Source organism: Sporosarcina koreensis (assembly GCF_042655825.1).
Classification (GTDB): domain Bacteria; phylum Bacillota; class Bacilli; order Bacillales_A; family Planococcaceae; genus Sporosarcina; species Sporosarcina koreensis.
In genome coordinates this window covers 306,765-319,986 of sequence record NZ_JBHSNP010000002.1, presented here as the reverse complement: position 1 = coordinate 319,986, position 13,222 = coordinate 306,765, and the positions used below count along the sequence as shown (strand labels likewise).

The window sequence follows — 13,222 nt, the reverse complement described above, 5'->3', positions numbered from 1 at the left end:
AATTAGTTGCCTCCTTCCTCAGAGTTCTTCTTCACTGGAAGGACTTCTCCCCGGTAGATCCATACTTTTACGCCAAGCTTACCATATGTAGTGTCAGCTTCTGCGTGTGCATAGTCAATGTCTGCACGTAATGTATGAAGAGGAACAGTACCTTCACTGTAGTGTTCCGCACGAGCGATATCAGCACCGCCAAGACGTCCGGAAACTTGTGTTTTGATTCCTTTTGCACCAGCGCGGATTGTGCGTTGGATTGCTTGTTTTTGAGCACGACGGAATGATACACGGCCTTCCAATTGACGTGCGATTGATTCTGCAACCAATTTCGCGTCAAGATCAGCACGTTTGATTTCTACGATGTTGATGTGTACACGCTTGCCAGTGATATCGTTCAACGATTTACGAAGTGCTTCGACTTCAGAACCGCCTTTACCGATCACCATGCCCGGCTTCGCAGTGTGGATTGTAATATTGACACGCTTTGCCGCACGTTCAATTTCCACTTTGGAAACTGCTGCATCGACAAGGCGTTTTTCGATGTACTCACGGATTTTCAAGTCTTCATGTAGAAGATTCGCATAGTCTTTTTCTGCATACCATTTCGAATCCCAATCACGAATGATGCCAACCCGTAAACCATTAGGATGTACTTTTTGACCCACGAATTACCCCTCCTTCTTTTCGGATACCACTACTGTAATGTGGCTAGTACGTTTGTTGATCGCACTTGCACGACCTTGTGCGCGTGGACGGAAACGTTTCATTGTTGGACCTTCATCAACGAATACTTCGCTGACGATCATGTTCTCAACATCCATTTCATAGTTGTGTTCAGCGTTAGCGATTGCTGATTTCAAAACTTTTTCTACAACCGGAGATGCCGCTTTCGGCGTCAGGCGTAGAATTGCGACAGCTTCACCGATTTTCTTGCCCCGGATAAGATCAACGACCAAACGGACTTTGCGAGGAGCAATACGGACTGTACGGGCAGTAGCCTTTGCTTGTTGCATCAGATTAACCTCCTCTCAATTAACGTCTTGTTTTCTTATCGTCTGCGCCATGACCTTTGTATGTGCGCGTAGGTACGAATTCACCGAGTTTGTGACCAACCATATCTTCAGTCACGTAGACAGGTACGTGCTTGCGTCCGTCATATACTGCAATCGTCAATCCGATGAAGGATGGGAAGATTGTGGAACGGCGAGACCAAGTTTTAATGACCTGTTTCTTTTGTGCATCTTTTTGAGCGTCGACCTTTTTCATTAGATGATCATCTGCAAAAGGTCCTTTTTTCAAGCTGCGGCCCATGGAAAAACCTCCTCCCGTGATGATTGTACTACGGTCCTCTTACCGAACCGCAGTGTCATCACATTATTTTTTGCGGCGACGAACGATAAGTTTGTCGGATTTGTTGTTTTTCTTACGAGTTTTGTAGCCAAGAGCTGGTTTACCCCAAGGTGTAACTGGGCTCGGACGGCCGATTGGTGTACGTCCTTCACCACCACCGTGCGGGTGATCGTTAGGGTTCATGACAGATCCACGTACAGTTGGACGTTTGCCCATCCAGCGTGAACGACCTGCTTTACCGATGTTGATCAATTCGTGTTGTTCGTTTCCTACTTGACCTATTGTAGCACGGCAAGTTGATAGGATCATGCGAACTTCACCGGATTGTAGACGGATGATGACATATTTGCCTTCACGTCCAAGTAGTTGTGCAGATGTACCTGCAGAACGTACTAATTGGCCGCCTTTGCCAGGTTTCAATTCGATGTTGTGGATAGTAGAACCCATCGGGATGTTTTCAAGTGGAAGTGAGTTTCCTACTCTGATATCCGCTTCTGGACCTGACATTACTGTCATTCCTACTTCCAATCCTTTTGGAGCTAGGATATAGCGTTTTTCCCCATCAGCATAGTTGATAAGGGCGATGTTAGCAGAACGGTTTGGATCGTATTCGATTGTAGCAACGCGTCCTGGAATGCCATCTTTCCGACGTTGGAAGTCGATGACACGGTATTGGCGCTTGTGGCCTCCACCTTGGTGACGAACAGTCGTCCTACCTTGGTTGTTACGTCCGCCTTTACGCTTGATTGGTTCAAGCAATGATTTTTCCGGCTTGTCTGTAGTGATTGCAGAGAAGTCAGAGCTAGTCATGTTACGACGTCCGTTGGAGGTAGGTTTGTATTTCTTAATCGCCATTGGTGTTCCCTCCTTCGTTTATTTACGAATCAATTACATTTCGAATAGTTCGATGTCTTTTGAGTCAGCAGTCAAAGTTACAATCGCTTTGCGGCGCTTGTTCGTGTAACCGGCATGTTTGCCCATACGCTTGAACTTGCCTTTGTAGTTCTGTACGTTGACTTTTTCTACTTCCACTCCGAAGATTTCTTCGACAGCTTGCTTCACAAGTGTTTTGTTAGCGCGCACGTCTACTTCAAAAGTGTACTTTTTGTATTCCATTTGTTCTGAAGAACGCTCGGTAATGACCGGACGTTTTAGTACATCACGTGCTTCCATTAACCAAGCACCTCCTCAATTTTTTGAACTGCATCTTTTGTGATGACAAGCTTGTCATGAGCGACAAGGTCAAGAACGTTGATGCCGTTTGCTGTAACGACGCTGATTCCAGGGATGTTACGAGCGGACAATGCCACTGCTTCATCAAGGTCAGCTGTTACGAACAATGCTTTTTTATCGATTGAAAGATCTGTAAGGACCTTCGTGAATTCTTTTGTTTTTGGCGCGTCGAATGTAAGAGCGTCCAATACGATGATTTCTTCATCGCGCACTTTTGTTGAAAGTGCTGAAAGGAGTGCCAAACGACGAACTTTCTTAGGAAGCTTGTAGCTGTAGCTTCTTTGAGTCGGACCGAATACGATACCGCCTCCACGCCATTGTGGTGAACGGATCGACCCTTGACGAGCACGTCCAGTCCCTTTTTGGCGCCATGGTTTACGGCCACCGCCAGCAACTTCCGCGCGAGTTTTTACTTTATGGTTACCTTGGCGCAAAGATGCGCGTTGTTGAACCAATGCTTCGAATAGGACAGCTTCATTTGGTTCGATACCGAAAATCGCTTCGTTCAATTCGATGTCGCCAACTGAAGAACCTGTCTGACTTAGTACGGATACTTTAGGCATTTTTGTTTCCTCCTTCCTTTAAGATTTAGTTCCCTTTGATTGCGCTTTTCACTTGGATAAGTGATTTGCGTGCTCCTGGAACATTACCTTTAACTAGCAACAAGTTACGCTCAGCGTCAACTCGTACAATTTCAAGGTTTTGGATCGTAACAGTGTCTCCACCAGTACGTCCAGGCAATTTTTTACCTTTGAACACGCGTTGTCCGTCAACCGCACCTAGTGAACCTGGCGCACGGTGGAAACGGGAACCGTGACTCATTGGTCCGCGTGAGAATCCGTGGCGTTTAATAACACCTTGGAACCCTTTACCTTTTGATACTCCTGTAATATCGACGATATCGCCTTCTGCGAATGTATCGACTTTGACTTCCTGACCAACTTCATACCCAGCTGCATCTACTCCGCGGAATTCGCGAATGAAGCGCTTAGGTGCCGTTTCAGCTTTTGCAACGTGTCCTTTTTCAGGTTTGTTTGCAAGCTTCTCACGTTTGTCGTCGAATCCAAGCTGGATTGCTTCGTAGCCGTCTGTTTCAACTGTCTTCTTTTGAAGAACAACGTTTGGAGCAGCTTCAATCACAGTCACTGGAATGAGATCGCCGTTTTCAGCAAAGATTTGCGTCATGCCGACTTTTTTCCCTAAGATTCCTTTGGTCATTTGTCACACCTCCTGAAATTAATAATTTTTATTTTTAGCGATTAAAGTTTGATTTCAATGTCAACGCCAGACGGTAGATCGAGTTTCATCAATGCATCGACAGTTTGTGGTGTCGGGTTGACGATATCGATAAGACGTTTATGCGTACGCATTTCGAACTGCTCGCGCGAATCTTTGTACTTATGTACCGCACGAAGAATTGTATAAACAGATCTTTCAGTTGGAAGAGGTATCGGACCTGATACGCTTGCACCTGAACGTTTTGCTGTTTCTACGATTTTTTCAGCTGACTGATCAAGAATTCTGTGATCATATGCTTTTAAACGGATACGAATCTTCTGTTTTGCCATTACTTTCCCTCCTTCTCGCCTATTTTCTAGACATTCTCCACGGAAATTTCCCACACACATGCCATGGCAAAGCGGCCGGGTGTGTCGGCAACCTCCCGCTTCATCGCAGTCAAAGACCAACATTCAACATTATACATAAAGAAAAAGAATCCCGCAAGCCTTTTGGCGAAATTCTTTTCTCAGCTTTTTTATTATAATAGGATGCTGCTTATAATTCAACTGTTTTGTGGGATTTTACGTGAAAAATAGTGAGGTTTTTCGCGAACCGCATCCCTTTTTGGCGTGTGGTAGAAGAAGCGATTGAACTGCGAGAGATTAATTGAGTTCTGGATGGAATAATGGAGCCCTTGTTTAGAAGAATGGACCCTAAACGGGAAAGAATGAGCCCTTGATTAAAAGAATGGACCCTAAACGGGAAAGAATGGGCTCTAAATGATTGTTCCCCATTACCGCGGCAGCAATCCTTAGATCCAGTCGTATTTATTCGCGCCAAATGCCTTTTAACAATCGAAAAGCATTAAAAAAATCCCGCACGAGTGCGGGATTTAAAAGTTTATTACTTTTCGATGCTAGCTACAACGCCAGCGCCTACTGTACGTCCACCTTCACGGATTGAGAATTTAGTACCTTCTTCAATCGCGATTGGAGCGATAAGTTCAACTGTCATTTCAACGTTGTCGCCAGGCATAACCATTTCTACGCCTTCTGGAAGATGGATAATTCCAGTTACGTCAGTTGTACGGAAGTAGAACTGTGGGCGGTAGTTAGAGAAGAATGGAGTGTGACGTCCACCCTCTTCTTTTGAAAGAACGTAAACTTCTGATTTGAATTTAGTGTGTGGTGTGATTGTACCTGGTTTAGCAAGTACTTGACCACGCTCGATGTCTTCACGGGATACACCACGAAGAAGTGCACCAATGTTGTCGCCAGCTTCTGCATAGTCAAGAAGCTTACGGAACATTTCAACACCTGTTACAGTAGTTGATTTTGGCTCGTCAGTCAAACCGATGATGTCAACAACGTCACCGACTTTAACTTGTCCACGCTCAACACGTCCTGTAGCAACTGTACCACGGCCAGTGATTGAGAATACGTCCTCAACTGGCATCATGAATGGCTTGTCAGTGTCACGTGGTGGTGTTGGGATATACTCGTCAACAGCGTTCATAAGTTCAACGATTTTCTCTTCCCACTCAGCTTCACCTTCAAGAGCTTTAAGAGCAGAACCTTTGATGACAGGAATGTCGTCGCCAGGGAACTCATACTCAGAAAGAAGGTCACGGATTTCCATTTCGACTAGCTCAAGAAGCTCTTCGTCGTCAACCATGTCACATTTGTTCATGAATACAACTAGGTAAGGAACACCTACTTGACGGGAAAGAAGGATGTGCTCACGAGTTTGTGGCATTGGGCCGTCAGCTGCAGAAACAACTAGGATTCCGCCGTCCATTTGAGCTGCACCAGTGATCATGTTTTTAACGTAGTCAGCGTGACCTGGGCAGTCAACGTGTGCATAGTGACGCTTGTCAGTTTCATACTCGATGTGTGAAGTATTGATCGTGATTCCACGCTCTTTTTCTTCTGGAGCGTTATCTACGTCAGCGTAAGATTTCGCTTCTCCACCCATTTTTTTCGAAAGAACTGTTGCGATTGCAGCAGTCAAAGTTGTTTTACCATGGTCAACGTGACCGATTGTACCAACGTTAGCATGCTCCTTGGAGCGATCGAATTTCTCTTTACCCATTGTGGAATTCCTCCTTAAAAATATGAATGTTTTATTTTTTATAAGCATGGATGCTGGAGAAAGAACTCCCTCCAACTATCCATATCTTACAAGTAATCAATGATGGAAACAAGGATGAAATTTAATTATTCACCTTTATTTTTCTTGATGACTTCTTCTGCAATTGATTTCGGAACATCTTCATAGTGATCGAATGTCATGGAGAATACTCCACGGCCTTGTGTATTCGAACGAAGTGAAGTTGCGTAACCGAACATTTCTGCAAGTGGAACCATTGCACGGACAACTTGTGCGTTGCCGCGAGCGTCCATACCTTCCACGCGACCACGGCGTGAAGTGATATCACCCATGATGTCGCCCATGTACTCTTCAGGGATGATGACTTCAACTTTCATCATTGGCTCAAGAAGAACAGGATTACATTTTGCAGCCGCATTTTTTAGTGCCATGGAAGCAGCGATCTTAAACGCCATCTCGTTGGAGTCGACGTCATGGTAAGAACCATCAAATAGACGGGCCTTAACATCGATCAACGGATAACCTGCAAGAACACCATTATTCAAGGAGTCACGAACACCCGCTTCAACGGATCCGATATACTCACGAGGAACAACTCCACCGACGACAGCGTTTACGAATTCGAAACCTTTTCCTTCTTCGTTCGGCGAGAACTCGATCCAAACGTGACCATATTGACCACGACCACCTGATTGGCGGACGAATTTCCCTTCAACTTCCGCAGCAGTGCGGAATGTTTCACGGTAAGAAACTTGTGGTGCTCCGACGTTCGCTTCGACTTTGAATTCACGACGTAGACGGTCAACGATGATATCAAGGTGAAGTTCACCCATACCAGCGATGATGACTTCGCCTGTTTCTTGGTCAGTGTGTGCGCGGAAAGTCGGGTCTTCCTCTTGAAGTTTCGCAAGAGCCGTACCCATCTTGTCCTGGTCACCTTTTGTCTTCGGTTCGATTGCTACAGAGATAACCGGTTCTGGGAATTCCATGGACTCAAGGATGATTGGTGCTTTGTCGTCACAAAGCGTGTCACCTGTTCCAGTATCTTTCAAACCGACTGCCGCTGCGATTTCACCAGAATGCACTTCAGAAATCTCTTCACGGGAGTTCGCGTGCATTTGTAGGATACGTCCTACACGCTCACGTTTTCCTTTTGTAGAGTTCATGACATATGACCCTGATTGAAGAACTCCGGAATACACACGGAAGAATGTAAGCTTACCGACATAAGGGTCTGTCATAACTTTGAACGCTAGAGCAGAGAATGGCTCTTCGTCGCTGGAATGACGCTCTTCTTCTTGTTCTGTCTCCGGGTTGACACCCATCATTGGAGGGATGTCGATTGGTGATGGCAAGTAGTCTACAACTGCGTCGAGGACTAATTGAACACCTTTGTTTTTGAAAGCCGTACCGCAAACAACAGGGTAGAATTCTACAGCAAGTGTCGCTTTACGGATTGCAGTTTTAATTTCCTCTACTGTCAGCTCTTCGCCGCCGAGGTATTTTTCCATTAGATCTTCATCGAAGTCTACAATCGCTTCGACCAATTTCTCACGGTACTCTTCAGCTTGCTCACGGTATTCTTCCGGAATATCTTCAACTGTCGTATCCGTTCCGAGGTCGTTACCGTACATAGTAGCTTTCATTTCAACGAGGTCGATGATGCCGCTGAAATTATCTTCAGCACCGATCGGTAGTTGGATAGGAACCGCATTCGCTTGTAGACGATCATGAAGAGTGCCTACAGAGTAAAGGAAGTCCGCACCTGTTTTGTCCATCTTGTTAACGAAAACAAGACGTGGAACTTTATAGTTTGTCGCTTGGCGCCAAACTGTTTCCGTTTGTGGTTCAACGCCAGATTGAGCGTCAAGAACTGTTACAGCACCATCCAATACGCGAAGTGAACGTTCAACTTCAACTGTGAAGTCTACGTGTCCTGGAGTATCGATGATGTTTACACGATGGCCTTTCCATGCAGCTGTTGTCGCAGCAGACGTGATCGTGATTCCACGCTCTTGCTCCTGCTCCATCCAGTCCATTTGGGAAGCCCCTTCGTGCGTTTCACCAATCTTATGGATCTTACCTGTGTAAAAAAGGATCCGCTCAGTTGTCGTCGTCTTACCGGCGTCGATATGAGCCATGATACCAATGTTACGAGTATTCTCTAAGGAGAACTCTCTAGCCATTTTGTATATCTCCTTCCGTTTCGGATTAAGGTGTAAGTCCGATCTTACCAGCGATAGTGAGCGAATGCTTTGTTCGCTTCTGCCATCTTGTGCATTTCTTCACGGCGTTTCACGGATGCACCTGTGTTGTTGGAAGCATCAAGGATTTCATTCGCAAGACGCTCTTCCATTGTTTTCTCACCGCGTGAGCGGGAGTAGTTCACTAGGTAACGCAATCCGAGAGTTGTACGGCGTTCAGGACGAACTTCGACCGGAACTTGGTAGTTCGCACCACCGACACGGCGAGCACGTACTTCAAGCACTGGCATAACATTGTTCAATGCTGCTTCAAATACTTCTAAAGCGTCTTTACCTGAGCGTTCTTTCACAAGTTCAAACGCACCATAGAGGATATTTTGAGATGTACCTTTTTTACCGTCCACCATCATTTTGTTGATAAGACGAGTGACAAGCTTCGAATTGTAAATCGGATCCGGTAATACGTCACGTTTTGCAACAGGACCTTTACGAGGCATATTGTTTTCCTCCTTTCGAAATAATCATTCCGTTATTAGTTTTTCTTTTCTTTTGGTCTTTTCGCACCGTATTGTGAACGGCTTTGCATACGGCCAGTAACTCCAGCAGTATCAAGCGCTCCACGTACGATGTGGTAACGAACACCCGGTAAGTCTTTTACACGTCCTCCGCGGATAAGAACAACGCTGTGCTCTTGAAGGTTGTGACCTTCACCAGGGATATATGCGTTCACTTCCAAAGTGTTTGTCAAACGAACACGCGCATATTTACGAAGAGCCGAGTTCGGTTTCTTCGGAGTCATTGTACCCACACGAGTACAAACACCTCTTTTTTGTGGCGAGTTGACATTTGTCATCGACTTTTTGAAGCTGTTATAGCTTTTTCCGAGTGCTGGTGCCTTGGAACTGTCCGATTTCGATTTACGTGGTTTACGGACCAATTGGTTAATTGTAGGCATCGGATTTCCTCCTTTCACTGTGCTTTTTTGTAAGACCACACATCCAGGTGGTTCATTTTTGGGGTAAAAACAAAGTCTTTGTGTGTTTCATCACACAAAAACCATCATACAGTAATGGCGACGACGGACGCACCGACTTGAATGCCGCATGCCTGACCGAGCTTTTCCCTCGAATCGACATAACTTACTTGAACACCGTGCTGGGCTGCTTCCCCTATTACCGGGTCAATCAGCTTTTCTTCGGCATCTTTCGCAATGACGACTTCCTTCACTACGCCAGACTTTATCGCTTTCACTGTTTGCTTTGTACCGATGATTGTCTTCTTTGCCTGCTCGACTTTTTCATAAGACATTCGTACATCCTCCAAAGTACAGACATTCAACTATCAACCTTTTGTATATTATCATCTGCGAAGAAGCATGTCAACAATTAATAAAAAATGGGGAGAGGATTTTTTCTCTCCCCATTCAATCATTGTTTATTCGACAACTGCTGCAGTCGCCTCTTCGTCTTGTTCCATTTGGATCTGACGATAGCGCTGCATGCCCGTTCCAGCCGGAACAAGCTTACCGATGATGACGTTCTCTTTCAGACCAAGCAATTCATCCGTTTTTCCTTTGATCGCCGCATCTGTTAGGACGCGGGTCGTTTCTTGGAAGGATGCTGCCGATAAGAAGGATTCCGTCTCAAGCGACGCTTTGGTAATACCGAGAATAACCGGTCGTGATGTAGCCGGCGCTTTCCCGCTCTTCAATACGGATGCATTCGCTTCGGCGAATTGGTGGATATCGAGCAATGAGCCCGGAAGTAGATCCGTGTCTCCTGCTTCGATGACACGTACTTTACGAAGCATTTGGCGAACCATCACTTCAACGTGCTTATCACCGATCTCAACACCTTGCATACGGTATACTTTCTGAACTTCTTTAAGAAGATATTCTTGTACAGTCGCGACGTCTTTGACGACGATCAATTCTTTCGGATCGATGGAACCTTCCGTAATGATGTCCCCGCGATCGATCGAATCGCCGACTTGCACTTTCAAGCGGGCATTGTACGGCGCGAGATATTTGCGCGTCTCGACTTCCCCTTGAATTGTAATTTCCTTCTGTCCTTCACGGATTTCGTCAATCTCGGTGATTTCACCTTTGATTTCCGAAATGACTGCCTGACCTTTCGGATTCCGGGCTTCGAAAATCTCTTGGATACGTGGAAGACCAGATGTGATATCATCCCCTGCAACTCCACCTGTATGGAATGTACGCATCGTAAGCTGTGTACCAGGCTCACCGATCGATTGCGCAGCGATGATACCGACCGCTTCCCCGACTTCGACTGCTTCACCGGTCGCAAGGTTGATGCCGTAACATTTTTTACAAATACCGTGTTTTGTATTACAAGTGAACGCGGAGCGGATTGTAACTGTTTCGATGCCCGCGCCGATGATTTCATTTGAAAGATCTGCAGTGATAAGACCATCTTTCGGAACAATCACTTCGCCCGTTTCCGGATGGCGGATCGTCTTCTTCGTATGACGGCCTTCAATACGCTCTTCTAATGTTTCGATGACTTCTGTTCCTTCAGTAAGTGCACTGATTTGCAGTCCTCTGTCCGTTCCGCAGTCGTCTTCGCGTACGATGACATCTTGCGCAACGTCTACAAGACGACGTGTCAAGTAACCGGAGTCGGCAGTTTTCAACGCTGTATCCGCAAGACCTTTACGAGCACCGTGCGTGGAAATGAAGTACTCGAGTACTGTCAATCCTTCACGGAACGATGACTTGATCGGCAACTCGATGATACGGCCAGCCGGGTTGGCCATCAGTCCCCGCATTCCCGCGAGCTGTGTGAAGTTGGACGCGTTACCACGGGCACCTGAGTCACTCATCATGTAAATAGGGTTTGTATTTTCAAGAGAGTCCATCAGTTTATCCTGGATGACGTCCTTCGCATTGCTCCAGTAGGAAATGACTCGGTCATAACGCTCTTCCTCAGTAATGAGACCGCGGCGGAATTGCTGCGTCACTTTATCTACTTTATCTTGCGCCTCTTGCAGGATTTCATCTTTGTTCGGCAATACGACGATGTCAGAAATACCGACCGTGATGCCTGCGCGAGTTGAATATTTGAAACCAAGGTTTTTCATCCGGTCAAGCATTCTTGAAGTTTCCGTAATATGGAACTTCTTGAAGATTTCCGCGATGATGTTACCCAGAATTTTCTTACGGAACGGAAGGACGATCTCCGCATTTTGAATATGCTCTTTGACATCGACCGTTCCATCAATGAAGTATTTATCCGGCGTTTCAATCTGTAGATTGTGGTTCGTCGGCTCATTGATGTATGGGAACGTTTCAGGAAGGATTTCATTGAAAATAAGCTTCCCGATCGTCGTCAATAAAAGCTTGCGGTTCTGTTCTTCTGTAAATGTCGGGTTGTTCAAGGAACCAGCTTGGATTGCGATTCTCGTGTGCAAATGGACATGACCTGTTTGATATGCAATCAAAGCTTCATTCATATTGCTGAAGATCGATCCTTCACCTATGGACCTTTCCCTTTCCAACGTAAGGTAGTAGTTACCCAATACCATATCCTGGGATGGAGTAACGACCGGTTTTCCGTCTTTCGGGTTCAAGATGTTTTGTGCGGCAAGCATGAGCAATCGCGCTTCAGCTTGAGCCTCTGCTGAAAGCGGAACGTGGACAGCCATTTGGTCACCGTCAAAGTCGGCGTTGTATGCTGTACATACGAGTGGATGAAGCTGGATGGCACGGCCTTCCACCAACATCGGCTCGAACGCCTGGATTCCAAGTCTATGAAGGGTAGGGGCACGGTTCAGTAGGACCGGATGCTCTTTAATGACGTCTTCGAGGACATCCCAAACTTCGGAATGCAAACGTTCGATCTTACGTTTTGCACTCTTGATGTTGTGAGCAAGTCCGCGTTCGACCAATTCCTTCATGACGAATGGCTTGAACAATTCAATAGCCATCTCTTTCGGAAGACCACATTGGTACATCTTCAAGTTAGGACCGACAACAATAACCGAACGGCCAGAATAATCGACCCGTTTACCCAATAGGTTTTGACGGAAGCGACCTTGCTTCCCTTTCAACATATGGGAGAGGGATTTCAACGGACGATTTCCTGGTCCAGTAACCGGACGTCCGCGTCGTCCATTATCAACGAGCGCGTCGACGGCTTCCTGAAGCATACGCTTTTCGTTCTGAACGATGATGCCAGGTGCTCCGAGATCAAGAAGACGCTTCAACCGGTTGTTACGGTTAATGACCCTCCGGTAAAGATCGTTCAAGTCGGATGTTGCGAAACGGCCGCCGTCCAACTGTACCATTGGGCGCAGCTCAGGAGGAATGACCGGCAAAACTTCGAGAACCATCCATTCCGGACGGTTTCCGGAGTTACGGAAAGATTCGACGACTTCCAAGCGTCTGATTGCACGTGTACGGCGTTGACCTTGTACTGTCTTCAATTCTTCTTTCAGCATTTCCGTTTCTTTATCCAAATCAATTGCCATCAGAAGCTGCTCAATCGCTTCTGCGCCCATGAGCGCCTGGAATTTCGAGCCGTACTTTTCACGGTACAGTCTGAATTCCTTCTCGGAAAGCAATTGTTTCCGCTCAAGCGGCGTATCTGCAGGATCGACGACAACGTATGATGCGAAATAAATGATTTCTTCCAACGCACGCGGCGTCATATCGAGAATAAGACCCATTCTGCTCGGGATGCCTTTGAAATACCAAATATGCGTGACCGGTGCCGCAAGCTCGATATGTCCCATACGCTCACGGCGCACTTTTTGACGGGTCACTTCGACGCCGCATCGATCACAGACTACGCCTTTGTAACGGACGCGCTTATATTTTCCACAATGACATTCCCAGTCTTTTGTAGGTCCGAAGATCCGTTCACAGAACAGACCGTCTTTCTCGGGCTTCAACGTACGATAGTTGATCGTTTCGGGTTTTTTTACTTCACCATAAGACCAAGAACGAATTTTATCCGGTGAAGCAAGGCCGATTTTCATATACTCAAAATTGTTTACATCTATCAAGGAGCCTACCTCCCTCTTATCTTATCTCCGCGATGGACTCTCATCAGTATCGTTTAAAATAGAGGAGCGTTCATAGCTCCCCT

General features: G+C 46.2%; 14 protein-coding genes. All 14 read right to left on the bottom strand.

What is annotated here, in order from left to right:
- Positions 1–2: 2 nt before the first annotated feature.
- The 14 genes from rpsC to rpoC all read right to left on the bottom strand — a co-directional run bounded on the left by rpsC (position 3) and on the right by rpoC (position 13,139).
- Positions 3–659, bottom strand: coding sequence for a 30S ribosomal protein S3 (gene rpsC / locus ACFPTP_RS01575; RefSeq protein ID WP_252504710.1), 657 nt, complete (start codon positions 657–659; stop codon positions 3–5).
- A 3-nt stretch (positions 660–662) separates the two neighbouring features.
- Entirely contained in the window at positions 663–1,007 is a 345-nt protein-coding gene (gene rplV / locus ACFPTP_RS01570) for a 50S ribosomal protein L22 (protein WP_060203423.1), read from the bottom strand.
- A 19-nt stretch (positions 1,008–1,026) separates the two neighbouring features.
- Positions 1,027–1,305 carry a 30S ribosomal protein S19 gene (gene rpsS / locus ACFPTP_RS01565; RefSeq protein ID WP_060203421.1) on the bottom strand — a complete coding sequence of 93 codons (279 nt, stop codon included), beginning with the start codon at positions 1,303–1,305 and terminating at the stop codon, positions 1,027–1,029.
- 63 nt (positions 1,306–1,368) lie between these two features.
- Complete coding sequence (gene rplB, locus ACFPTP_RS01560; RefSeq protein ID WP_381441642.1) at positions 1,369–2,199, bottom strand: 50S ribosomal protein L2; 831 nt, start codon at positions 2,197–2,199, stop codon at positions 1,369–1,371.
- A gap of 33 nt (positions 2,200–2,232) precedes the next feature.
- Positions 2,233–2,517: a 50S ribosomal protein L23 gene (rplW, locus tag ACFPTP_RS01555; protein WP_381441640.1), complete on the bottom strand. Its 285-nt coding sequence runs from the start codon at positions 2,515–2,517 to the stop codon at positions 2,233–2,235.
- Positions 2,517–3,140 (bottom strand): 50S ribosomal protein L4, encoded by a 624-nt coding sequence (gene rplD, locus ACFPTP_RS01550; protein ID WP_060203416.1) that lies wholly within the window; start codon positions 3,138–3,140, stop codon positions 2,517–2,519. The genes rplW and rplD overlap by 1 nt, the downstream gene beginning before the upstream one ends.
- 25 nt (positions 3,141–3,165) lie before the next feature.
- The gene (gene rplC, locus ACFPTP_RS01545) at positions 3,166–3,795 is read right to left on the bottom strand and encodes a 50S ribosomal protein L3 (RefSeq protein WP_381441639.1); all 630 of its coding nucleotides are present in this window, start codon (positions 3,793–3,795) and stop codon (positions 3,166–3,168) included.
- 41 nt (positions 3,796–3,836) lie between these two features.
- Entirely contained in the window at positions 3,837–4,145 is a 309-nt protein-coding gene (gene rpsJ, locus ACFPTP_RS01540; RefSeq protein WP_042478628.1) for a 30S ribosomal protein S10, read from the bottom strand.
- A 556-nt stretch (positions 4,146–4,701) separates the two neighbouring features.
- Positions 4,702–5,889, bottom strand: a complete 1,188-nt coding sequence (tuf, locus tag ACFPTP_RS01535) for an elongation factor Tu (RefSeq protein ID WP_252504715.1) — start codon at positions 5,887–5,889, stop codon at positions 4,702–4,704.
- A gap of 125 nt (positions 5,890–6,014) precedes the next feature.
- Positions 6,015–8,093: an elongation factor G gene (gene fusA, locus ACFPTP_RS01530; RefSeq protein ID WP_381441637.1), complete on the bottom strand. Its 2,079-nt coding sequence runs from the start codon at positions 8,091–8,093 to the stop codon at positions 6,015–6,017.
- 44 nt (positions 8,094–8,137) lie between these two features.
- Positions 8,138–8,608, bottom strand: coding sequence for a 30S ribosomal protein S7 (gene rpsG, locus ACFPTP_RS01525; protein ID WP_060203405.1), 471 nt, complete (start codon positions 8,606–8,608; stop codon positions 8,138–8,140).
- Between the two features lie 35 nt (positions 8,609–8,643).
- Complete coding sequence (gene rpsL / locus ACFPTP_RS01520) at positions 8,644–9,066, bottom strand: 30S ribosomal protein S12 (protein WP_251627860.1); 423 nt, start codon at positions 9,064–9,066, stop codon at positions 8,644–8,646.
- 104 nt (positions 9,067–9,170) lie between these two features.
- Complete coding sequence (locus ACFPTP_RS01515) at positions 9,171–9,419, bottom strand: 50S ribosomal protein L7ae-like protein (protein ID WP_381441636.1); 249 nt, start codon at positions 9,417–9,419, stop codon at positions 9,171–9,173.
- Between the two features lie 126 nt (positions 9,420–9,545).
- Positions 9,546–13,139: a DNA-directed RNA polymerase subunit beta' gene (rpoC, locus tag ACFPTP_RS01510; RefSeq protein WP_381441634.1), complete on the bottom strand. Its 3,594-nt coding sequence runs from the start codon at positions 13,137–13,139 to the stop codon at positions 9,546–9,548.
- Between the last annotated feature and the right edge of the window lie 83 nt (positions 13,140–13,222).